22 protein-coding genes, 1 pseudogene and 1 riboswitch are annotated in these 20,501 nt (G+C 69.1%); of the genes and pseudogenes, 12 read left to right on the top strand and 11 right to left on the bottom strand.

From position 1 onward, the window contains the following. Nucleotides 1-2: 2 nt before the first annotated feature. Both cobW and OEZ60_RS15565 read right to left on the bottom strand, forming a co-directional pair. Nucleotides 3-1,052, bottom strand: coding sequence for a cobalamin biosynthesis protein CobW (cobW, locus tag OEZ60_RS15570; protein ID WP_263338115.1), 1,050 nt, complete (start codon nt 1,050-1,052; stop codon nt 3-5). Continuing rightward, nucleotides 1,053-1,412, bottom strand: a complete 360-nt coding sequence (locus OEZ60_RS15565) for a DUF1636 domain-containing protein (RefSeq protein ID WP_263338113.1) — start codon at nt 1,410-1,412, stop codon at nt 1,053-1,055. A gap of 87 nt (nt 1,413-1,499) precedes the next feature. Next, nucleotides 1,500-1,722: riboswitch (cobalamin riboswitch) on the bottom strand. Nucleotides 1,723-1,760: 38 nt separating this feature from the next. Between OEZ60_RS15565 and OEZ60_RS15560 the strand changes: the two genes are divergently transcribed. From OEZ60_RS15560 to OEZ60_RS15540, 5 genes are all read left to right on the top strand, one after another. Then, nucleotides 1,761-2,945 carry an NnrS family protein gene (locus OEZ60_RS15560; RefSeq protein ID WP_263338111.1) on the top strand — a complete coding sequence of 395 codons (1,185 nt, stop codon included), beginning with the start codon at nt 1,761-1,763 and terminating at the stop codon, nt 2,943-2,945. Between the two features lie 66 nt (nt 2,946-3,011). Next, nucleotides 3,012-3,635 carry a cob(I)yrinic acid a,c-diamide adenosyltransferase gene (cobO, locus tag OEZ60_RS15555; RefSeq protein WP_263338109.1) on the top strand — a complete coding sequence of 208 codons (624 nt, stop codon included), beginning with the start codon at nt 3,012-3,014 and terminating at the stop codon, nt 3,633-3,635. Then, nucleotides 3,635-3,979: a Lin0512 family protein gene (locus OEZ60_RS15550; protein WP_263338106.1), complete on the top strand. Its 345-nt coding sequence runs from the start codon at nt 3,635-3,637 to the stop codon at nt 3,977-3,979. Before cobO ends, OEZ60_RS15550 begins: the two co-directional genes overlap by 1 nt. Then, complete coding sequence (locus OEZ60_RS15545) at nt 3,976-4,320, top strand: Lin0512 family protein (protein ID WP_263338104.1); 345 nt, start codon at nt 3,976-3,978, stop codon at nt 4,318-4,320. The genes OEZ60_RS15550 and OEZ60_RS15545 overlap by 4 nt, the downstream gene beginning before the upstream one ends. A 136-nt stretch (nt 4,321-4,456) precedes the next feature. Beyond that, on the top strand, nt 4,457-5,899 hold the full coding sequence (locus OEZ60_RS15540) for a cobyric acid synthase (protein WP_263338099.1): 1,443 nt from the start codon (nt 4,457-4,459) through the stop codon (nt 5,897-5,899). A 69-nt stretch (nt 5,900-5,968) separates the two neighbouring features. Here the strand turns inward: OEZ60_RS15540 and bluB are convergent, their stop codons facing one another. From bluB to OEZ60_RS15515, 5 genes are read right to left on the bottom strand one after another with little or no spacing between them, the layout of a single operon-like run. Continuing rightward, nucleotides 5,969-6,592, bottom strand: coding sequence for a 5,6-dimethylbenzimidazole synthase (gene bluB, locus OEZ60_RS15535; RefSeq protein ID WP_263338096.1), 624 nt, complete (start codon nt 6,590-6,592; stop codon nt 5,969-5,971). A gap of 14 nt (nt 6,593-6,606) precedes the next feature. Next, a complete protein-coding gene (cobD, locus tag OEZ60_RS15530) occupies nt 6,607-7,569 on the bottom strand; it encodes a threonine-phosphate decarboxylase CobD (protein ID WP_263338094.1) in 963 nt (320 codons plus the stop codon). A 12-nt stretch (nt 7,570-7,581) separates the two neighbouring features. Beyond that, on the bottom strand, nt 7,582-8,523 hold the full coding sequence (cbiB, locus tag OEZ60_RS15525; protein ID WP_263338090.1) for an adenosylcobinamide-phosphate synthase CbiB: 942 nt from the start codon (nt 8,521-8,523) through the stop codon (nt 7,582-7,584). Then, entirely contained in the window at nt 8,520-9,341 is an 822-nt protein-coding gene (locus OEZ60_RS15520) for a propanediol utilization protein (RefSeq protein ID WP_263338088.1), read from the bottom strand. The genes cbiB and OEZ60_RS15520 overlap by 4 nt, the downstream gene beginning before the upstream one ends. Continuing rightward, nucleotides 9,338-9,916 (bottom strand): histidine phosphatase family protein, encoded by a 579-nt coding sequence (locus tag OEZ60_RS15515; protein WP_263338085.1) that lies wholly within the window; start codon nt 9,914-9,916, stop codon nt 9,338-9,340. Before OEZ60_RS15515 ends, OEZ60_RS15520 begins: the two co-directional genes overlap by 4 nt. Before the next feature lie 51 nt (nt 9,917-9,967). Here OEZ60_RS15515 and cobU point away from each other — a divergent pair, with 51 nt between their 5' ends. The 5 genes from cobU (at nt 9,968) to OEZ60_RS15490 (ending at nt 15,120) form a co-directional block, all read left to right on the top strand. Further along, nucleotides 9,968-10,474 carry a bifunctional adenosylcobinamide kinase/adenosylcobinamide-phosphate guanylyltransferase gene (gene cobU / locus OEZ60_RS15510; protein ID WP_263338083.1) on the top strand — a complete coding sequence of 169 codons (507 nt, stop codon included), beginning with the start codon at nt 9,968-9,970 and terminating at the stop codon, nt 10,472-10,474. Between the two features lies 1 nt (nt 10,475). Next, nucleotides 10,476-11,495, top strand: coding sequence for a nicotinate-nucleotide--dimethylbenzimidazole phosphoribosyltransferase (gene cobT / locus OEZ60_RS15505; protein WP_263338081.1), 1,020 nt, complete (start codon nt 10,476-10,478; stop codon nt 11,493-11,495). Then, the gene (gene cobS, locus OEZ60_RS15500) at nt 11,492-12,241 is read left to right on the top strand and encodes an adenosylcobinamide-GDP ribazoletransferase (RefSeq protein WP_263338078.1); all 750 of its coding nucleotides are present in this window, start codon (nt 11,492-11,494) and stop codon (nt 12,239-12,241) included. Before cobT ends, cobS begins: the two co-directional genes overlap by 4 nt. A 106-nt stretch (nt 12,242-12,347) precedes the next feature. After that, nucleotides 12,348-13,721, top strand: a complete 1,374-nt coding sequence (locus tag OEZ60_RS15495) for an aspartate aminotransferase family protein (protein ID WP_263338075.1) — start codon at nt 12,348-12,350, stop codon at nt 13,719-13,721. Between the two features lie 7 nt (nt 13,722-13,728). Continuing rightward, complete coding sequence (locus OEZ60_RS15490; RefSeq protein WP_263338073.1) at nt 13,729-15,120, top strand: glutamine synthetase family protein; 1,392 nt, start codon at nt 13,729-13,731, stop codon at nt 15,118-15,120. 38 nt (nt 15,121-15,158) lie between these two features. Here the strand turns inward: OEZ60_RS15490 and tdh are convergent, their stop codons facing one another. The 4 genes from tdh to OEZ60_RS15470 all read right to left on the bottom strand — a co-directional run bounded on the left by tdh (nt 15,159) and on the right by OEZ60_RS15470 (nt 19,044). Continuing rightward, nucleotides 15,159-16,184: an L-threonine 3-dehydrogenase gene (gene tdh, locus OEZ60_RS15485; RefSeq protein WP_263338352.1), complete on the bottom strand. Its 1,026-nt coding sequence runs from the start codon at nt 16,182-16,184 to the stop codon at nt 15,159-15,161. A gap of 11 nt (nt 16,185-16,195) precedes the next feature. Beyond that, entirely contained in the window at nt 16,196-17,386 is a 1,191-nt protein-coding gene (locus OEZ60_RS15480) for a glycine C-acetyltransferase (protein ID WP_263338071.1), read from the bottom strand. A gap of 148 nt (nt 17,387-17,534) precedes the next feature. Beyond that, nucleotides 17,535-18,095 (bottom strand): helix-turn-helix domain-containing protein, encoded by a 561-nt coding sequence (locus OEZ60_RS15475; RefSeq protein WP_263338070.1) that lies wholly within the window; start codon nt 18,093-18,095, stop codon nt 17,535-17,537. A gap of 31 nt (nt 18,096-18,126) precedes the next feature. Continuing rightward, nucleotides 18,127-19,044, bottom strand: a complete 918-nt coding sequence (locus OEZ60_RS15470; RefSeq protein ID WP_263338066.1) for a LysR family transcriptional regulator — start codon at nt 19,042-19,044, stop codon at nt 18,127-18,129. 93 nt (nt 19,045-19,137) lie between these two features. Here OEZ60_RS15470 and OEZ60_RS15465 point away from each other — a divergent pair, with 93 nt between their 5' ends. Both OEZ60_RS15465 and OEZ60_RS15460 read left to right on the top strand, forming a co-directional pair. After that, nucleotides 19,138-20,343, top strand: a complete 1,206-nt coding sequence (locus OEZ60_RS15465) for a pyridoxal phosphate-dependent aminotransferase (RefSeq protein ID WP_263338064.1) — start codon at nt 19,138-19,140, stop codon at nt 20,341-20,343. Between the two features lie 8 nt (nt 20,344-20,351). Beyond that, nucleotides 20,352-20,501 (top strand): annotated as a pseudogene (locus OEZ60_RS15460) (acyl-CoA dehydrogenase); the annotation flags it as partial.

The following is a 20,501-nucleotide window of genomic DNA, read 5'->3' as shown; positions in this document are numbered from 1 at the left end:
GATCAGGCCTCCACGGCGACCGGGACGAGGACGCTGCGAATCGCGTCGAGGTCGACGTCATGGTGCTCGCCGATCACCACGAGCTTCGAGGCGCGGGGCGCATCGCCCCAGGGCTTGTCGTATTGCGCCCGGATCCGCGTGCCGACGGCCTGCACCAGCATTCGCATCGGCTTGCCCGCGACCGCGACATAGCCCTTCACGCGGAGGATGTTCTGCTCCTCGGCCAGCCGGGTGATCGCCGCCCTCAGCGCCTCGGGGTCGGCGACTTCCGGCAGGTCGATCACAACCGTGTCGAAATCGTCGTGCTCGTGGTCGTCATGGCCGTCATGATGCGAAGGCCGGGCGTCGAGGTCGTCCTCGGCGGCGGCATTCAGCCCGAGGATGACGGCGGGGTCGATGCGGCCTTCCTCCATTGCGAGGATCGGCAGCTTGCGCGGCGCTTCGGCCTCGATCACCGCGCGGGCGCTGGCAAGACCAGCCTCACCGGCGAGATCGGCCTTCGACAGGAGCACGATGTCGGCGCAGGAGATCTGGTCCTCGAATACCTCCGACAGCGGCGTCTCGTGGTCGATCGAGTCATCGGCCTCGCGCTGGGCCTGGACCGCGTCGACATCGGGGGCGAAGCGGCCGGCGGCGACCGCCTCGGCATCGGCGAGCGCGATGACACCGTCGACGGTGATGCGCGAACGGATCGCGGGCCAGTCGAAGGCCTTCAGGAGCGGCTTCGGCAGGGCAAGGCCCGAGGTCTCGATCAGGATATGGTCGGGGCGCTGCGGCAGCGCCATCAGCGCCTCGATCGTCGGGATGAAGTCGTCGGCGACGGTGCAGCAGATGCAGCCATTGGCCAGCTCGACGATGTTCTCGGCCGGGCAGTTGTCGTCGGCGCAGGACTTGAGGATGTCGCCGTCGACGCCGACGGTGCCGAACTCGTTGACCAGAACCGCGAGGCGCTTGCCTTGCGGGTTCTGCATGAGATGCCGGATCAGCGTCGTCTTGCCCGCACCGAGGAAGCCGGTGATGACGGTGACGGGGATCTTGTTCAGGTCAGACATTCAGCTCTCCATCGGGGGGATGCGGGCAAGCGATTGCTTGCGGAAGATCTGGGGGCGCTCGCGCCAGGGGACGATCCCGTCCCCGGTCGCGGCATAGGCGGCCGCACCGGCGAGGATGTCTTCGACATGCTCATCCGGGTTGAGCCCGCGATAGACGTAGGACCAGCGGCCGGGGCCGCTCAAAGCGATGTTGCAGCCGTGGTCGCAGGCGGACAGGCACTCGACCGGCACGATTTGGACGCCCTCGGGCGCACCGGCGGCCTGAAGCGCCTCAAGGAGACGGGTGCCCGGGCGCACCTCGTCCTCCGGGATGGGCTGGCCCATCCGGCAGGTTGTGCAGACATGAAGCGTCACGGTCACGCGCGGCTCATCCTTCTCCCTTACGGAAAGGGGCGGCCTGCGGGGGGCGATCCTGCCCCGAGCCGGTCGCGGAACCCCCCGTCCGCCGTCACAACGTCCTCGCTGGCAGGTCTCCCGGCTTGCGGATGCCGGGGCTTTCGCCCCGACGGCCCCTCCCCCTTCCCGGCATCTCGCCAGTGGGCCTCGGGGGGCCTCTCCGGTCACGGTCGCGGGGGCGGCTGCGCTTCGGCGCCGGACCACTTGTGGTCGCAAAGCCTGTCGCATTCCCTCTTCGCCTGCCTTAGGCAGGAACCAGCGCGCCTCTCCTGAGGCATTGACGCGCATCTTGTCAAGCAAGCACGGCCCGGCATGAACGGTTACGAAGCCCCGACGCACAGGAACGACCCGGCGGGTGCCGCGGGCGGCATTCTCGCCACCGCGCACCGGCCGATGTTCCTTGCCGCCGGGCTCTGGGCGGTCGTGGTGATCGGCTGGCGGGTCTTCGGCGAATCGGGCGGGCCGGCTGCGGATGCGCTCGGCTCGGCCACGCTCTGGCATGCGCACGAGATGCTCTTCGGCTTCGCAGGCGCCGCCTTCGCGGGCTACACGCTCACCGCCGCGCCGAGCTGGAGCCACCGCCCGCCCGCCTCCGGCGCGCGGATCCTGGTCCTGACGCTCATCTGGATCGCCGCCCGGCTCGCGCTCGCCGGGCTGCCTGCGCTGCCACTGCCGCTCGTCGCGGCCACGAGCGCGGGGTTCTTCGCCTGGCTCGCGCTGCTGCTCGGGCGCGAGGCCGTCGCCGGGCGCTCAGTCAAGGGCGGTCTGCAGGCGGGTTTTGCGGCACTCCTCGGCCTTGCCGATCTCGCCGTGCTCGGTGCCGGGGCCGATCCCCGCGCCGCGATCCTCGTCTTCGCGCTGATCCTCTCGGTCATCGGCGGCCGCATGGTCCGCGCCTTCACCGAGAACCGCGTCGCAGCGGAACATGCCCCGCCGGTGCCCGCAGCCGAGCGAGTGGCCCACATCGGCGCCGCCGCGATCCTCGCGGCACTTCTCGCCACGCTTGCCGGGGCCGAAACGCTTGCTGGCGTGGCCCTCCTCGCCGGGGCCGGGGCCGAGGCGCTCCGGCTCGCGCTCTGGCAGCGGGCGGCGGTGCGGCATGATGCGCTGCTCCTGATGCTGCATCTCGGCTTTCTCTGGCTGCCGGTCGGGCTTTGCCTCACCGGCCTCGCGCGGCTGGGTGTGTCGCTCCTTGCCGAACCGGATGCGCTGCACGCGCTTACGGCGGGCGCGGTGTCCTGCCTGATCTACGCGGTGGCCGCCCGTTCGGTGGCGCGGCGCGCGCCCGACCGGCTCGTCGCCGGCTGGCCGAACATCGCAGGCTTCGCCCTCGTCTGGCTCTCGGCCTGGTTGCGGATCGCCCAGAGCGCGGTTCCTGAACTGAGCCAGCTCGCGGCGCTCCTCTGGATCGCCGGCTGGACGCTCTTTCTGATTGCCCTCGCCCCGACCTTGCGTGGCGCGCCGCAACGCCCGGTCTTCAGCGGGCCGCGCGCATGAGCCGCCCCTCGCCATCCGCCCCGCAATCGCCTATTGAACACCGACCCGACGACAAGAGGGACCGCCATGACCACGCCCACGCCCCCGAGTGACGCCGAGCGCCACGCCCAGAAGATGGCCAAGAAGAAGGCCGCCCGCGACAAGATCATGGCGACGAAGGAAGGCGAGAAGGGCCTGATCATCGTTCATACCGGCGCGGGCAAGGGCAAGTCCTCCTCCGGCTTCGGCATGATCCTGCGCTGCATCGCGCATGGGATGCCCTCGGCCGTCGTGCAGTTCATCAAGGGCGCCTGGTCAACCGGCGAGCGCACACTGATCGAGGCGCATTTCGGCGATCTCTGCCAGTTTCACGCGATGGGCGAGGGCTTCACCTGGGAAACGCAGGACAAGGAGCGCGACATCGCGGCGGCACGGAAGGGCTGGGAGAAGGCCAAGGAGCTGATCCGCGACGAGCGCATCAGGATGGTGCTCCTCGACGAGATCAACATCGCGCTTCGCTACGACTATCTCGACATTGCCGAGGTCGTGGCCTTCCTGAAGGACGAGAAGCCGGCGATGACCCATGTCGTGCTGACAGGCCGCAACGCCAAGGAGGAGCTGATCGAGATCGCCGATCTGGTGACCGAGATGACGCTGATCAAGCATCCGTTCCGGTCGGGGATCAAGGGTCAGAAGGGGGTCGAGTTCTGATGGCGGTGCGGCGTCTCCTGACCGAGTTCGGCATGGGCACCAGCCTGCGCCGGCAGGACTATACCGAGGCAGCGATCCGCGCGGTGAAGGATGCGCTCTGGCACAATTCGATAAACCTCGCGGAGTTGTTCGGGCGACCGAAGGGCGACATGCTGATCGATGTGGAGATCGGCGTGCAGGCGCCCGACAGGGTCGATTCCGCCGCTGTCCTTGCGGTCTTCCCCTACGGCCAGCCGAAAGTGACGCTTGTTAAGGGCGGCCTTGACGTGCCGCGCGCCGATGGCGGCAACCCGACGGTGATCGCCAATGCGGCGGTTTCGGTCTCGCTGGAGGTTGGCCCATGAGCGATCAGCGCTTCATCATCGAAATGGGTATGGGCAACGACCAGTACGGGCGGGACTACCAGAAGGCCGCCCGGCGCGCGATCGAGGACGCGATCCGCCATTCGTCGATCCCGATGTTCGACGCGCTCGATCTCGACCACGCCGAGATGCGGGTCGTGGTGACGGTGGGAGTGCAGAAGCCGGAGGCTGTGGATTGCGCCGCGCTCGCCGCTGGCCTGCCTCGCGGCCGGATTTCAGTCACAACGGTCGAAGGCGGGCTCGATGTCATCAACCCCGACAGCGGCAACGTGATCGTCATCGCCACGGCGGCTGTCGAGGCGTTCCTGCCATTTCGGGGCTGAGTGATGCCGCCGCGTCTTCGCAAGCCATGCAGGTGCGCGCCTTCGGATCTGCGCCGGGACCTTGCCGGGGGCGGTGGCCGGGGGCGCTGCCCCCGGACCCCCGGCGTATTTGGACAATGAAGAAGGCGGGTACACTGTGAAGGCGCTGATGATCCAGGGCTGCGGCTCCAATGTCGGCAAGTCGCTCCTCGTGGCCGGGCTCTGCCGCGCAGCCAAACGGCGGGGGCTGTCGGTGGCGCCGTTCAAGCCGCAGAACATGTCGAACAACGCCGCCGTCACCGTGGACGGAGGCGAGATCGGGCGGGCGCAGGCACTTCAGGCGCTGGCCTCGGGGCTCGCGCCGCATACCGACATGAATCCGGTCCTTCTCAAGCCCGAAACCGATACCGGGGCGCAGGTCATTGTGCAGGGAAAGAGACTGACGACGGTACGGGCAAGAGACTATTCCGCCCTGAAACCGCAACTTCTGGCTTCGGTTCTCGAGAGCTTCACGCGTCTGAAAGCCGCCCATGACCTCGTCATCGTCGAGGGTGCGGGCAGCCCGGCAGAGATCAATCTGCGCAGAGGCGACATCGCGAACATGGGGTTCGCGCGTGCGGCCGACGTGCCGGTGGTGCTTGCCGGCGACATCGACCGCGGCGGCGTGATCGCCCAGATCGTCGGCACCCAGGCGGTGCTCGACCCCGAGGACGCCGCCATGGTCGCGGGGTTCCTCATCAACAAGTTCCGTGGCGACCCCGCGCTCTTCGACGACGGCTACCGGCTGATCGAGGCGCGCACCGGCTGGCGCGGCTTCGGCGTGATGCCCTATTTTCTGGGCGCCGCGAAGCTGCCCGCCGAGGATGCGCTCGACCTCGGCGGCGCCACGGCGGGCGGGCCGCTGAAGATCGCCTGCCTCGCGCTGTCGCGCATCGCCAATTTCGACGATCTCGACCCGCTGAAGCTGGAACCCGCCGTCAGCCTCACGATGGTGCGCTCCGGTGACGCCATCCCCGGCGACGCGAGCCTCGTCATACTCCCCGGCTCCAAGTCGACCCGCGGCGATCTGGCCTTTCTGCGCCAGCAGGGCTGGGACATCGACCTTGCCGCCCATGTCCGGCGCGGCGGTCATGTGCTCGGCATCTGCGGCGGCTACCAGATGCTTGGACAATGCATCGCCGATCCCGACGGGATCGAGGGCGAACCGGGCGAGACCCCCGGCCTCGGCCTTCTCGACGTCACAACGGTGATGACCCCCGACAAGCGGCTCACCCGTACCGCCGCCGTCCATGCGGCCACCGGCACCTTGATGGAGGGCTACGAGATCCATATCGGCCGGACCGATGGTCCCGATCGCACTCGTCCCTTCGCTCATGTCGAGGGCGCGCCCGAAGGCGCCTGTTCCGCCGATGGCCGTGTCACCGGCAGCTACCTGCACGGCATGTTCACAACGGACGCCTTCCGCGCCGCCTTCCTCGCCCGGCTCGGCGCCCCCTCGACCGCCACCTACGGCACCAGTATCGAGACCACGCTCGACGCGCTGGCCGACCACATGGAGGCGCATCTCGACGTGGAGGGCCTGCTCTCCCTCGCGCGCTGAGCCCTTCTTCTTTTCGAAAGTATCCCGGGGGAGTCGCCGCGGAAGCGGCGACGGGGGCAGCGCCCCCGCCTACCTCTCCTCCCACTCCGTCGGCTGGTTTTCCTGCCAGCCGACCCGGTGCAGGAGCGGCGTGTCATCGTCGAATTCCGGCCAGCCCAAGCAGAGATAGGCACTGAAATGCCAATCATCCGGCACGTCGAAGAGCCGTTCGATCACCGCTGGATCGACGATCGACACCATACCGAGGCCGAGATTCTCCGCCCGCGCCGCGAGCCACAGCGTCAGGATCGCCATCGCGGTCGACTGGTGCAGCGTCTCGGGCATCGTGCGGCGGCCAAGACCGCGCCCCGCGGCCGGATCGGTCACGGTGAAGACCGCGAGATGCTCCGGCGCGGCGTCGAGACCCGCGAGCTTGAGCTTGACGTATTCCGCGCGGGCCGCGCTGTCATAGGCCGCCGCGGCTTCGGCGTTGCAGCGTTCGAACTCGGCCCGCACGCCGGCGCGCAAGCCGGCGTCGCGCACCCGCAACACCCGCCACGGCCGGGCGTTGCCGACCGAGGGCGCCCAGCCCATCGCCTCCCTGAGCCGCTCCAGCACCGCTTCGGAAACCGGATCTGTCCGGAAATGCCGCACGTCGCGTCGCCAGCGCAGGATCCGCTCCAGTGCCCGCCGTTCCTCGCGATCGAATTCCATTCCGCCCCCCGCTCTCAGGCCGGCGCGGCGGCGAGCCGCGCCCATTCCGCCGCATTCCCCGGCAGGCCGAGCCGGATCCAGCCCGACGCATAGGGAAAGATCCGCGACCAGATCCGCGCCCGCGCCAGGCGCTCCTGCGCCGCCGCCGCGTCGCCGCAGTCGTAAAGCCGGAACAGCGCGCTGCCGCCGATGCTGCGCCAACCCGCAGCCTCGGCCATCGCGTCGAGCCGCTCCGTCTCGGCCGCGAGCCGCGCGCTGGTCGCGACCGCCCAGTCGCGGTCCATAAGCGCGGCGCGGCCGACCTCGATCGCGGCGCCGGAGACCGGCCAGGGGCCGGCCGTCTCGGCGAGGGCGGCGATTTCCTCCTCCGCGCCGAGCACGAAGCCGAGCCTGAGCCCCGCGAGGCCGTAGAACTTTCCGAAAGACCGCAAGATGAACAGTCCGGGCCGACCGGCCGCCGCTGCGAGCGACAGGCCGGGGTCGGGATCGGCGAAGCTCTCGTCCACGACGAGGCGTGTGACGCCGCCGGCCAGCCGCAGCAACTCTTCGGCGCTATGGCGGCGACCATCGGGGTTGTTTGGGTTCACAACGATCGCAAGGTCGGCGCCCTCAAGCGCGGCGAGATCGCCGACCTCGGCGACCTGCCAGCCCGCGGCGCGCAGGGCGGCGGCGTGCTCGTTGTAGGTCGGCGCGAGGATGCGCGCCCGGCCGGGCGCCGCGGTTCGCGGGATCATCTGGATCGCCGCCTGCGCGCCGGCGACCGGCAGGATCGCGGCGGGACAGCGATAGGCGGCGCGGGCGGCCTCGACGAGCGACGCCGTCGCCGCACGGGTCGGCAGCGTCGTCCAGGCCTCAGGCGAGATCGCGGGCAAGGGATAGGGCACCCGGTTGATGCCGGTCGAGAGATCGATCCAGTCCGCCGCGTCACCGCCGTAATGCGCGATTGCCCAGTCGATATTGCCGCCGTGATCGCGCATGCGCCCTCCGCCTCAGATCAGCGCGCATAGCGCGACGACGGCTGCGAGGGCAAGCATCGCGAAGCGGTAGAGGCCGAGCGCCCGGCCGATGTCCGTGGCACCTGGATCGGCTCCGCCCGCATTGACCCAGGGTTCGTCCGCGACCCGGTCGGCATAGACCCGCGGGCCGGAGAGGCGGATGCCGAGCGCGCCGGCCATCGCCGCTTCCGGCCAGCCGGCATTGGGCGAGCGGTGATGGCCCGCATCGCGCCGCATCGTCGCGAGCGCCTCTTTCGGCCGCGTCGAGACCGCGGCGAATAGAAGCCCGGTGAGCCGCGCCGGGATCAGGTTCACCACGTCGTCGATCCGCGCCGAGGCCCAGCCGAAGGCCTCGTGGCGCGGGGTCCGATGGCCGATCATCGAATCGAGCGTGTTGATCGCCTTGTAGGCCGCGAGGCCGGGCAGGCCGAAGATCACGCCCCAGAAGACCGGCGCGACGATGCCGTCGGAGGTGTTCTCGGCCAGGCTCTCGATCGCGGCGCGCGCGACGCCGGCCTCGTCGAGCCGCGAAGGGTCACGCCCGACGATCATCGACACGGCATGGCGCGCGCCGTCGAGATTGCCGGCCTCCAGCGGTGCGGCCACCGCAGCGACGTGCTCGTGCATCGAGCGGAGCGCGACGAAGGGCCAGGCGAGGATACCGCCGAGGAGGACCCCGAACCAGCCGGAGGGCAGGAACCAGGTCAGGATCCAGGCGAGATTCGCTGCGACCATGATAACCACGAGCGCCGCAACGATCCCGGCTATGCGGCGCCCGTGCTCGTCTGACGCTTCGAGGTTCAGCCATGCGTCGAGCCGCGCAATCAGCGTGCCGATCCAGGTCACCGGATGCCCGATCGCCGCATAGAGCCATTTCGGCCAGCCCAGCGCCAAATCGAGCACCAGCGCCACAAGCACGATTGCCGCGCCGCTCATCCCTTGCCTCCCACCTCGAACCGGACGTTACCGCGTAGGCCCGCGCGCCTGAGCGTCGCGGCGATATCCTCGGGCATGTCGCCGCGCCGGAATAGCAGCGCCCGCGCCGATCCGGTATGGGCAATCGCAAAGCCCGCGGCGCCGGTCGCGCGGGCCAGCGCCTCGGTCGGATCGCCCTCCGGCCCGCGCATCGCGAGCGTGCGCCGCGCCGATTCCGCGGCGAGCGCCGCCACCGCCGCGCCGTCGCCGGCTTCCGCCGCCGCGCGCCACGGCGCGATCAGGTCGGCGATGTCGGGAAAGTCCATGTCGCGCGCCTCGGTCCGCCGGTGCGGACCGTAGAAGCCGCCGACCACGTCGAGCGCGGGCAGCGGCGGCAACCGGTCGAGCACCACCGCCCGGCGCGAGGCCCAGAGAAGCCGCTCGGGCACGTCGAACATGAGGGGATCGCTCGCACCCTCGGTCGCGACACAGGCGCGCGCGAGATCGTGCGGTCCCGATCTGGCCCCCGCAAGGCGGGCGAGCGCCACCAGTGCCGCGGTCGAAGCTCCGGCGCCACCGCCGGCCGGCATCGTCGCGCGCAGCATCACCCGGCCGTTGAGCCGACAGCGCAGCGCGGTCAGGAGCCGCCGCGCCCGCGCCGGGCCGAGCAGCATCTGCCCCGCCCCATGCACCGCGAGGCCCGGCCCCGGCACATGGCGCGCGGTCACCGCGAGCACCGGACAGGGCAGCGTAACCAGCGCGACCGGTCCGCCGGGCCCGATCCGGCCTTGCAGGAATTCTCCGAAATGCCCGGCGACCCGAACGGCGGCCGCGCTCATCCTGGCACCCAGTTCACGCCGATCACCGACCAGCCGCCGCCCTCCAGAAGCCGCAGCCGGGTGACCGACAGGGGCGCGATCTCGAAGGCGAGCCCTTGCGCCGGATTGCCGAGCGCCAGCGCCAGCGCCGCCCGCGCGGTGCCGGCATGGGCCACCACGGCGACCCGCCCGCCGCTGGCCGCGCGGCGAAGCGCCGGTGCCACGCGCGCGCAGAGATCGGCGAAGCTTTCGCCGCGCGGCGGGCGGTGATCGGCGAGTTCCGCAGGCGGCAGTGGCCCGAGATCGGGCAGTTCGGCATAGGGCCGGCCTTCCCAGTCGCCGAAATCCTGTTCCCAGAGGGCGGCATCCAGTTCCGGCTCCGCGAGATCGGGCCAGAGCGCCGCGGCGGTCTGGCGGCACCGCAGCGCCGGGCTGACCACGATGCGGTCGGGCGTACCCAGCGCGGCGCGCGTTGCCTCGATCCGTTCCACATCGCCGCAATCGGCCGGCACGTCGGTGCGGCCGCAGAGCTTGCCCTGGCTCAAGGCCGGCGCATGGCGGATCAGAATCAGCTCTGTCGCAGCCCCGCCCTTCACCGTCGCATTCTCCCTTTCACACGCGGCCCGTTTCTGCTTTGTCAGCGAGCCATGGGCAAGACGATACTCATCACCGGCGGCGCGAGATCCGGCAAAAGCGGCATTGCCGAGACGATGACGCTCGGCCTTGGCCCGCGCGCGGTCTATATCGCCACCGCCGAGGCGCATGACGCCGAGATGGAAAAGCGCATCGCCACCCATCAGGCGCGACGCGGCGCGGAGTGGACCACCCATGCCGAACCGCTCGACCTGACGGAAGCACTTCAGGCAACCGACGGCCAGGGGCCCCGGCTCGTCGACTGCCTGACGCTCTGGCTCTCGAACCTGATGTTCTCGGGCCGCGACTGGCAGGAGGAGGCGCGCGCGATGATCGCCGCCCTGCCCGCCCAGCGCGACCCGGTGATCTTCGTCACCAACGAAGTCGGCGGCGGCATCGTCCCCGACAACGCGCTCGCCCGCGAGTTCCGCGACGCGGCCGGGCTGCTTAACCAACGGGTCGCGGCGGCGGTGGACGAAGTCCATCTCGCCGTCTGCGGCCTGCCCCTGAAAGTGAAATGACATGAGCCTTCCGCGCATCTCCTCCCTCGACCAGATCCCGCTGCTTGCCGACCGGCTGCCCGATGCCGACGCCGCCGCCGCCGAAGCGGCCCGCGCGCGGCAGAACTCTCTCACGAAGCCGCCGGGATCGCTTGGCCGGCTCGAGGCGCTGGCCGAGTTCATGGCGACCTGGCGCGGCACGGCGCGGCCGGAGATCTGGCGGGCGCAGGCGCTCGTCTTCGCCGGCAACCACGGCATCTGCGCGCAAGGAGTGAACCCCTATCCGCAGGAAGTCACCGCGCAGATGGTGGCGAATTTCGAGACCGGCGGCGCGGCGATCAACCAGCTCTGTGCGGTGAACGGCGCCGAGCTGTCGGTCGTGGCGCTCGACCTCGACCGGCCGACGGGGGACTTCACCGAAGGCCCGGCGATGTCGGAGACCGACTGCCTCGACGCGCTCTGGCAGGGCGCCTCGGCGGTGGACGAAGGTGCGGACATTCTTGTCCTCGGCGAAATGGGGATCGGCAACTCGACCGTCGCGGCGGCGCTGGCGGCGGCCTGTTTCGGCGGCGACGTGGCGGAGTGGACGGGGCCCGGAACAGGCTCTGACAAGGCCGGAATCACGCGCAAGATCGACGCGATCGAGCGCGGGCTGAAGCGCCACGAGGGCGTGATCGGCAACGCGCCGGCGATCCTTGCCGCCCTTGGCGGGCGCGAACAGGCGGCGATCTGCGGCGCGGTGCTGGCGGCGCGGGCGGCGCGGATCCCGGTGATCCTCGACGGCTTCATCTGCACCGCCGCGGCGGCGGTTCTCTATGCCGCCGACAAGCGGCTTCTCGACCATTGCCTCGTCGGCCATGTCTCGGCCGAGCCCGGTCACCGCAAACTCCTGGCCGCGATCCACAAGCGCCCGGTCCTCGAATTCGACATGCGGCTCGGCGAGGGCTCGGGCGCGGCGCTGGCGCTCGGAATCGTGCGGGCGGCGCTGGCCTGCCACAACGGCATGGCCACCTTCGGCGAGGCGGGGGTGTCGGAGGCATGAGGCCTTCGCGCGCGGGCGAGATCCGGCTGGCCTTCATGCTCCTGAGCCGCCTGCCGGCCGGGCGCATCGAGGGCGAGGCGCCCGCGATGGCGGCGTCGTCCTGGGCCTGGCCGCTCGTCGGTGTCGCGGTCGGCGCGATCATGGCGCTCGTCTGCGGGTCCGCGCTGTGGCTTGGCCTGCCGCCCCTGATGGCGGCACTTCTGGCGCTCGCCGCCGGGGCGCTGGCCACCGGGGCGATGCATGAGGACGGGCTTGCCGACCTCGCCGACGGCTTCGGCGGCGGCCGCGACCGGGCGCGCAAGCTCGAGATCATGCGCGACAGCCGGATCGGCTCCTACGGGGTCGTGGCGCTGGTCCTTGCCCTGGCCTTCCGCGCGATCGGCATCTCGACCCTGGCCGAGGCCGGATCGGCCACCGCCGCGCTCGTCGGCATCGCGGCGGCGAGCCGGGCGGTGCTGCCGGCCGCGCTGGTCATGATGCCGGCAGCGCGCGGCGACGGGCTTGGTCACTCTGCCGCCGGAGCCGATCCGAAGCCGGCGCTCATCGCGGCGGGGATCGGCTTTCTCTGCCTCCTGCCCCTGGGCTTCGGAACCGCGGTCGTGGCGGGGGGCGCGATGGCGCTGGCCGCGACGCTCCTTGCCGGCCTCGCCCTGCGGCAGATCGGCGGCCAGACCGGCGATGTCATGGGCGCGATGCAGCAGGTGGCCGAGGTCGCCGGCTGGGCAGTCCTTTCCGCATCGGTTTGATCAAACACTGGTCATGGGCATAGCATCAGGCTATCGGTACCATAATTTGCCATCTTCCAATTTGATCAAATTTGGAGGATAAGGGCGCGACGCAAGGAGTGGCGCCATGAACCAGCATCCCGATCTGATCGCCGGAATCGCCCGGACCCGCCTCAAGACCATCGCGAAACGCGAGGCCGAACGCTTCGCCAAGGCGCAGCCGAAGACGCGAGCGGCGCTTGCGGGAGGTGCCGACGCCTATCTCGACGCGGTGCCTATGCACTGGATGAAGGACTGGCCGATGCCCTTCCCGATGCTGGTGGAGACCGCGCGGGGTGCGCGGCTCACCGATATTGACGGCAACGAGGTCGACGATTTCTGCCTTGGCGACACCGGCTCGATGTTCGGCCATTCGCCGGAACCGGTCGCGAAGGCGATTCGCAAGCAGGCGCGAAACGGGCTGACCTACATGCTGCCGACCGAGGCCGCTTTGGAGGCGGGGCGGCTCCTGACCGAGCGTTTCGGCGAATTCCATTGGCAGATCGCGACGACCGCGACGGATGCAAACCGCTTCGCCATTCGCGTGGCCCGGGCGGTCACCGGCAAGCCCAAGGTCCTCGTGTTCCACGGCTGCTATCACGGCACCGTCGATGACGCGATGGTGGAACTCGCGAACGGCAAGACCGTCACGCGGCCCGGCCTCACCGGCCAGGTCGCCGACCTCACCAAGGTCGCCGCCTGCGCGGAGTTCAACGATCTCGACAGCGTCGAGGCGGCCCTCAAGACCGGCGAGATCGCGGCGATCCTGACCGAACCGGTGATGACCAATTCCTGCATGGTCCTGCCCGAACCGGGCTTCCATGACGGCTTGCGCAAGCTCGCCACCAAGTACGGCGCGCTGCTGATCATCGACGAGACCCACACGATTTCCTCGGGCCTCGGCGGTTACACCGGCGTCCACGGCCTCGACCCCGACATTTTCGTCGTCGGAAAATGCGTGGCCGGTGGCATGCCCACCGCGGTCTGGGGGCTGCGGCCGAAACTGGCCAAGGCCTATATCCGCTACAATGCCGGCCGCGCCTCGGGTCATTCCGGCATGGGCACGACGCTGTCTGCGAACCCGATGCAGTTCGCCTGCCTTCGCGCGACCCTCGCCGAGGTGATGACCAAGGCCACTTACGACCACATGGAGAAGGGCGCGGAAAGGCTCTATTCCGGCCTGAAACGGGTTATCGAGGCGCATGGCGCCCCCTGGCATGTCGTCCGCGTCGGCGCGCGGGTCGAGTTCATCTGCGCCCCCGGCCCCTTGAAAAACGGGACCGAGGCGGGCGCCGCCCATATGCCTGAGGTCGAGGCGACCTTGCACACCGCGCTTCTCAATCGCGGCTGCCTGATCGCGCCCTTCCACAACATGATGCTGGTCAGCCCCGCGACGAAAAAGCGCCAGATCGACCGGCTCATCGCCGCCTTCGACGCCATCCTTTCCGAACTCTTTGCCTGAGGACACCATGACCAATCCCTGCCCCTCGGGCGCGACCCTCGCCGAGGCCGAGGACTTCCTCGCCGAACATCCCGAAATCGAGGCCGTGGACATCGTGCTCCACGATTCGAACGGCATCGGCCGCGGCAAGATCATCCGCCGCCACGAGCTGCCCTCGCTCTACAAGTCCGGCCGGCACATGCCGATCTCGATCCTCGGCCTCGACATCTGCGGCGAGGACGTGCACGAGACCGGCCTGATCTGGGACAAGGGCGACGGCGACCTCCGCGCCTGGCCGATTCCCGGCACGCTGAAGGTACTGCACAACACCACCCCGCCGCGCGCCGAGGTGCTGATGTCGCTCTACGAGCTCGACGGGCGGCCGATGACCTCGGATCCCCGCCACGCGCTCCAGCGCCAAGTCGATGAATTCGCCAAGCGCGGTCTGAAACCCGCGGGGGCCTTCGAGCTGGAATTCTTCCTGCTCGCCAAGGAGCGCGGCCCCGACGGCAGGGTCCGCCCCGCCGCCGACGTGCTCGACGGGCGCGACAGCCACAAGACCGAGGTCTATTCGGTCGATCACCTGCACGGGATGCTGCCCCTCTTCTCTGACATCTACGCTGGCGCGGCCAAGGCCGGGATCACGGCGGAGACGATGATCTCGGAATATGCACCGGGCCAGTACGAACTGACGCTGCACTACCGCGAGGACGTGATGCAGGCGGCCGACGACCTGATGCGGCTGAAGCGGATCGTTCGAGCGCAGGCGCGCGCGCACGGGGTCGTCGCCTGTTTCATGGCCAAGCCCATCGCCGACTACGCCGGCTCGGGCATGCATTTCCACGTCTCCCTGATGAACGAGAAGGGCGAGAACGTCTTTGCCGAGAAGAAGCCTGGCAAGTGGGAGACCATGCTCCTTCACGCGCTCGGCGGGCTCCGGGCGACGATGGCGGAATCGATGCTGGTCTTCGCGCCGCATCTCAATTCCTGGCGCCGCTTCGCCAACCAGAGCTACGCGCCGATCTCGACCGCCTGGGGGGTGAACAACCGCTCTGTGGCACTTCGCGTGCCCGCCGGCGACGTGAAGGCGCGGCGGATCGAGCATCGGCCCTCGGGCGTCGACGCCAATCCCTATCTCGTCGCCGCGACCGTGCTCGCGGGCATTCTCCACGGCTTCGACAAGAAGCTCGACCCCGGCCCGGAGACCACCGGCAATGCCTATGCCGAGGATCCGGAAGGGCCGGAGATCCCGCGCGAATGGCGCGCGGCGATCGAGGCGGCGCGGAACTCGGAGTTCCTTAAGCAGGCGCTCGGCGAGGACATGCACCGCACCTTCGTCGAGGTGAAGGCCGCGGAGTATGCCCGCGTTGCCCGCACGATCTCGGAAGTCGATTACGACCTCTACCTGCACACGGTCTGATCGCACCGGCCCGGCCCCGCGGGGCCGGGCGCCTGCGCTCAGGTCCAGTCGAGCACGACCTTGCCGCTTTTGCCCGAGCGCATGATCTCGAACCCGTCGCGGAAATCATCGACCTTGAAGCGGTGGGTGATGACGCGGCGGATATCGAGGCCGTTCTCCAGCATCGCGATCATCTTGTACCAGGTCTCGAAGATCTCGCGGCCATAGACGCCCTTGATGGTGATCGCCTTGAAGACGATGCGGGACCAGTCCACCGGGCTCTTGCCCGGCGGGATGCCGAGCATCGCGATCCGCCCACCCATCACCATGTTCTCGACCATCTGGTCGAGCGCGGCCTGGCTGCCTGACATCTCCATGCCGACGTCGAAGCCCTCCTTCATCTTCAGGGCGCCCTCGACGTCCTTCAGATCCTGTTTCGCGACGTTCACCGGGATCACGTCGGTGACCTGCGCGGCAAGGTCGAGCCGGTCCTGATTGATATCGGTGATCACCACATGCCGCGCGCCGACATGGCGGGCAACGGCGGCGGCCATGATGCCGATCGGGCCCGCGCCGGTGATCAGCACGTCCTCGCCGACGAGATCGAACGACAGCGCAGTATGGACGGCGTTGCCCAATGGATCGAGGATCGCCCCGATCTCGTCGTCGATCTCGTCGGGCAGCGGCACCACGTTGAAGGCGGGAAGCCTCAGGTACTCGGCAAATGCCCCTTGCTCGTTCACGCCGATCCCCCGCGTCGCGGGGTCGAGGTGGAACTTGCCGGCACGACTCTGCCGCGACTGCTTGCCGATCAGATGGCCCTCGCCCGAACAGCGTTGGCCGATGGTCAGCCCCTCGACGTTCTTGCCGATCTCGACGATCTCGCCGGCGAATTCATGCCCCGTGACAAGACCCACGGGCACCGTCTTCGCCGCCCATTCGTCCCAGTTCCAGATATGGATATCGGTGCCGCAGATCCCGGTCTTGCGGATCCGGATCAGCACGTCGTCCGCGCCGATCTCCGGCACCGGGCGGTGCTCCATCCAGAGCCCGACCTCGGGCTTCGCCTTCGCCAGTGCCTTCATGTCATTGCGCATCAGATCGCTCCCACCGCCTTGCCCGCCGCCCTGAAGGCGTCGAGCGCGAAATCGAGGTCAGCGCGCGTCAGCCGCGCGTTCATCTGGGTCCGGATTCGCGCCTGCCCCTTCGGCACGACCGGGAAGAAGAAGCCCGCGACATAGACGCCGCGCTCGTAGAGCGCCGCCGCCATCTTCTGAGAGAGGGCCGCGTCGCCGAGCATCACCGGCACGATCGGGTGCTCACCCGGCAGGAGGGTGAAGCCCGCCTCCTCCAGCCCCGCGCGCCAGTAGCGGGCATTGTCGAACAAGGACGCTCTGAGATCGTCCGCCGCCTCGACGAGATCGAGCGCGGCGATGCCCGCCGCGACCACGGCCGGCGGCAGCGCGTTCGAGAAGAGATAGGGCCGCGCCCGCTGACGCAAGAGGTCGATGGCCGCCTGCGGCCCGGCGATATAGCCGCCGAGCGCGCCGCCCAGCGCCTTGCCGAGCGTGCCGGTCAGGATATCGACCTCGACCCCGGCATGGGCCGGCGTGCCGCGCCCCTGCGGTCCCATGAACCCGGTCGCGTGGCAATCGTCGACCATGGTGAGCGCGCCGTATTTCTCCGCCAGGGCCACGATCTCCGGCAGCTTCGCGAGATAGCCATCCATCGAGAAGACGCCATCGGTCGCGATCATCACGAAGCGCGCGCCATCCGCCCGCGCCGCCTTGAGCTGCGCCTCGAGATCGGCCATGTCGGAATTGGCGTAACGGTAGCGTTTCGCCTTGCAGAGCCTGATGCCGTCGATGATCGAGGCATGGTTCAGCGCATCCGAGATGATCGCATCCTCCGGCCCCAGCAGCGGCTCGAACAAACCGCCATTGGCGTCGAAACAGGCGGCGAAGAGTATGGAATCGTCCTTGCCGAGGAACCGCGCGATCCGCGCCTCGAGCTCCCGGTGCAGGTCCTGCGTGCCGCAGATGAACCGGACCGAGGCCATGCCGTAACCGTGATCCTCCATCGCCGCCTTCGCCGCCGCGATCAGCGCCGGATGATCGGCCAGCCCGAGGTAGTTGTTGGCGCAGAGATTGAGCACGTCGCGCCCCGCGACCTTCACATGGGCCCCTTGAGCCGAGGTGATCAGCCGCTCGCGCTTGTAAAGCCCCTCGGCCTCGATCCCGCGCAGGGTCTCGCCCAGATGGTCGAGAAAGGTCGCCTTGTCCGACATGACAGAATCTCCTCCCATATGGCGGAACAATATCCGCCAAAACGCCTTTGTCAATATGACGGAATAAAATCCGCTATCCCGGAACTCCTTTCATCTTGCCCCAACTATCCCCGGGGGGTGCGGGGGACAGGCGCCCCCCCCCGCGAGGTCAGCTGTTCTGCACGATCAGGATCGCCCGCGCCGGCCCGGCATCGGCCTCGATCCGGTGCGGCCGGTCGGCGAAGTAGCGCGCCGTGTCACCGACGCCCAATCCCTGCACATCATCACCAGACACCACGGTCACCGCACCTTCCAGAACCGTCAGATGCTCGCGGCAGCCCGGCCCGTGCGGATCGCTGACGAGCCGCCCCCCGGCATCGAATCGCAGATCGTAAACCTCGTGCTCGCCGGCCGCCTCGGCAGGCGAGAGGATCCGGATCCGCACCCCCTGCCCGCGGCCCGCGATCACCGGCGCCGCTTCGGCCCGGATCACCTCGATCCCGGGCGCGGTCCGGCCCTCGAGAAGCCCCGCGAAATCGACCTGCAACGCCTGCGTCAGGTTCCACAGCGTCGCCACCGTCGGGCTGCTCTCTCCCCGCTCGATCTGGCTCACCATCGAGCGCGACACCCCCGAGAGCTTGGCCACGGCATCGAGGCTGAGCCCCTTCGACTTCCGCGCCTCCTTCAGCGAGGCGGCAAGGCGGTCATGGATGTTGGCGCGCGTGTTCATGCGGCAAAGGTGGTCCCGGCGCGCGGAAAGGTCAACGGGGCAGCATCGCCTCGCCGTCGGGGTCGGCGGCCTCCGCCACCAGCCAGTCGCGGAAGGCCTGCAGGGGCGGATACCAGGCGCCGACCGAGGGCCAGACGAGGTAATAGCTGCCCTCGCCCCGGACCGGCCCGCCAAAGACCTCGACGAGCCTCCCGTCCGCCAGTTCGGTCTTGGCGAGGAACTCCGGCAGAAGTGCCACGCCGAGCCCGTGGATCACCGCCTGGATCATCGGCGCGAACTGGTCGAAGAGCATGCCCTGCCCGATCCGCCGCTCGAGCCCGTGATGGGCGAACCAGGCGGCCCAGGCATTCGGCCGGGTCTCGAGCTGCAAAAGCGGCAGACCGATCAGGTCCGATGGCGCCTCGACCGGGTGATCGGCAATAAAGCGCGGCGCGGAACAGGCCACGAGCCGCTCGTCGAAGAGCTTCACCGCGCCGGTGCCGGCCCAGTCTTCGGCCCCGAAATGGATCGCGGCATCGAATCCCTCCTCCTCGAAATCGAAGGGCTTCAGCCGCGTTCCGAGGTTGATCGTGATCCCTGGATGATCGCCAAGAAAGCGCGGCAGGCGCGGCGCCAGCCACCGCGTGCCGAAGGTCGGCAGGATCGCGAGCGAGAGCGTACCGCCCCCGGTATCGGACCTGACCCGCATCGAACCGCGCGAGATGAGGTCCAGCGCCTTCACCACATCGCGGGCATAGGCCAGCGCATGGTCGGTCGGAATGAGCCGCCGCCGCTCGCGCAGAAAGAGCGTCACGCCCAACTGCGCCTCGAGGTTCTGGATCAGCCGGCTCACCGCACCCTGGGTCAGGTCGAGGTCGCGGGCGGCGGCGAGCGTCGAGCCGGTCCGGACGACCGATTCGAAGGCGGTGAGCAGGGAAATCGACGGGAGGAGTCGACGGGGCATCGCCATTGTATTCGCTCCATGCATATATCAAGGCCACAATATCGGTATCCATGCGGCATACAATGGCCCATAAGGCATAAAACCGCGCATGAGGCCGCCATGTCCGATCCGTTCCGCCGCTCCGCCCGCATCGACGCGGTCGAACTCTCCGAGATCCTGAAGATTTCCGAGCTCGCCGACGCGCTGAAGCGCGAGGGGCGCGACGTCATCACGCTCGGCACCGGCGAGCCGGACTTCTCGACGCCGCCGCATGTGATCCACGCCGCGCACCAGGCCGCGCTGGCGGGCGAGACCACCTACACCCTTACCGCCGGCACGCTCGAGTTGCGCCGCGCCATCGCCGCGGCCTGCCAGCGCGAGAACGGCTACACGCCGGAAACGGCGGAAATCATAGTCTGCACCGGCGCGAAACAGGTTCTCTACAACGCCTTCGCCGCGACGCTCGACCCCGGTGATGAGGTGCTGATCGTCGCGCCCTATTGGACGAGCTACCCCGACATCGTCACCGTCTGCGACGGCAAACCGGTGGTCATGCCGACCAGTGCCGAGACCGGGTTCCGAATCACGCCCGAGCAATTGCGCGACGCGATCGGGCCGAACACCCGCTGGCTCCTCCTCAACTCGCCCTCGAACCCCTCGGGCGCGGTCTATTCGGCGGCCGATCTCGAAGCCCTGGCCGAAGTGCTGCGCGACGCGCCCCATGTCGGCATCATGGTCGACGAAATCTACCAGCACATCTCCTACGTCCCGTTCCACTCTTTCCGCGCCATCGCCTCCGACCTCGCCGACCGCACACTGATCGTGAACGGCGTGTCGAAGAGCTACGCGATGACCGGCTGGCGCATCGGCTGGGGGATCGGACCGAAACGGCTGACCGCGGCAATGCTGGCCGTCCAGAGCCAGATCACCTCGGGCGCGTCCTCGGTCGCCCAAGCGGCGGCCGTCGCCGCGCTGGACGGCGACCAGCAGCTTCTGGCCGAACGCAGCGACGATTTCCGCGAGCGCCGTGACATGCTGGCCGCCGCACTGAATGCGACCGGCGTGCTCGACTGCCCTTCGGCCGACGGCGCCTTCTACCTCTTCCCCGGCTGCGCCCGCGCCTTCGGAAAGGTCACGGCCGGGGGCCGCCGCATCGAGAGCGACGCCGATTTTTGCACCGCACTTCTGGAGGAAGAGGGCGTCGCCCTCGTCCCCGGCCGTGCCTTCGGCACGCCCGGCTATGTGCGGCTCTCCTACGCCTATTCCCGGGCCTCGCTGACCGAGGCCGCCACCCGCATCGCGCGGTTCTGCGCGACTCTGAAGTGAGGACCCAAATGGCTCTGAAACCGAAAGACGCCCCCGACCTGTCGCGCTTCGACTGGGAAGACGCCTTCCGCATGGAAGACCAGCTGACCGAGGAAGAGCGGATGCTCCGCGACGGCGCCCGCGCCTACGCGGCCGAAAAACTCCAGCCGCGGGTGATC

The organism is Albidovulum salinarum (assembly GCF_025673475.1).
Classification (GTDB): Bacteria; Pseudomonadota; Alphaproteobacteria; order Rhodobacterales; family Rhodobacteraceae; genus Albidovulum; species Albidovulum salinarum.
Note: the sequence above shows the minus strand (reverse complement) of the source record. Positions and strands in the feature narration are given on the sequence as shown.

Coding starts and splice junctions, on each gene's coding strand:
- cobW (WP_263338115.1), bottom strand. CDS start 1,052: ATGTCTGACCTGAACAAGATCCCCGTCACCGTCATCACCGGCTTCCTC.
- OEZ60_RS15560 (WP_263338111.1), top strand. CDS start 1,761: ATGAACGGTTACGAAGCCCCGACGCACAGGAACGACCCGGCGGGTGCC.
- cobO (WP_263338109.1), top strand. CDS start 3,012: ATGACCACGCCCACGCCCCCGAGTGACGCCGAGCGCCACGCCCAGAAG.
- OEZ60_RS15550 (WP_263338106.1), top strand. CDS start 3,635: ATGGCGGTGCGGCGTCTCCTGACCGAGTTCGGCATGGGCACCAGCCTG.
- OEZ60_RS15545 (WP_263338104.1), top strand. CDS start 3,976: ATGAGCGATCAGCGCTTCATCATCGAAATGGGTATGGGCAACGACCAG.
- bluB (WP_263338096.1), bottom strand. CDS start 6,592: ATGGAATTCGATCGCGAGGAACGGCGGGCACTGGAGCGGATCCTGCGC.
- cobD (WP_263338094.1), bottom strand. CDS start 7,569: ATGCGCGATCACGGCGGCAATATCGACTGGGCAATCGCGCATTACGGC.
- cbiB (WP_263338090.1), bottom strand. CDS start 8,523: ATGAGCGGCGCGGCAATCGTGCTTGTGGCGCTGGTGCTCGATTTGGCG.
- OEZ60_RS15520 (WP_263338088.1), bottom strand. CDS start 9,341: ATGAGCGCGGCCGCCGTTCGGGTCGCCGGGCATTTCGGAGAATTCCTG.
- cobU (WP_263338083.1), top strand. CDS start 9,968: ATGGGCAAGACGATACTCATCACCGGCGGCGCGAGATCCGGCAAAAGC.
- cobT (WP_263338081.1), top strand. CDS start 10,476: ATGAGCCTTCCGCGCATCTCCTCCCTCGACCAGATCCCGCTGCTTGCC.
- cobS (WP_263338078.1), top strand. CDS start 11,492: ATGAGGCCTTCGCGCGCGGGCGAGATCCGGCTGGCCTTCATGCTCCTG.
- OEZ60_RS15495 (WP_263338075.1), top strand. CDS start 12,348: ATGAACCAGCATCCCGATCTGATCGCCGGAATCGCCCGGACCCGCCTC.
- OEZ60_RS15490 (WP_263338073.1), top strand. CDS start 13,729: ATGACCAATCCCTGCCCCTCGGGCGCGACCCTCGCCGAGGCCGAGGAC.
- tdh (WP_263338352.1), bottom strand. CDS start 16,184: ATGAAGGCACTGGCGAAGGCGAAGCCCGAGGTCGGGCTCTGGATGGAG.
- OEZ60_RS15480 (WP_263338071.1), bottom strand. CDS start 17,386: ATGTCGGACAAGGCGACCTTTCTCGACCATCTGGGCGAGACCCTGCGC.
- OEZ60_RS15475 (WP_263338070.1), bottom strand. CDS start 18,095: ATGAACACGCGCGCCAACATCCATGACCGCCTTGCCGCCTCGCTGAAG.
- OEZ60_RS15470 (WP_263338066.1), bottom strand. CDS start 19,044: ATGGCGATGCCCCGTCGACTCCTCCCGTCGATTTCCCTGCTCACCGCC.
- OEZ60_RS15465 (WP_263338064.1), top strand. CDS start 19,138: ATGTCCGATCCGTTCCGCCGCTCCGCCCGCATCGACGCGGTCGAACTC.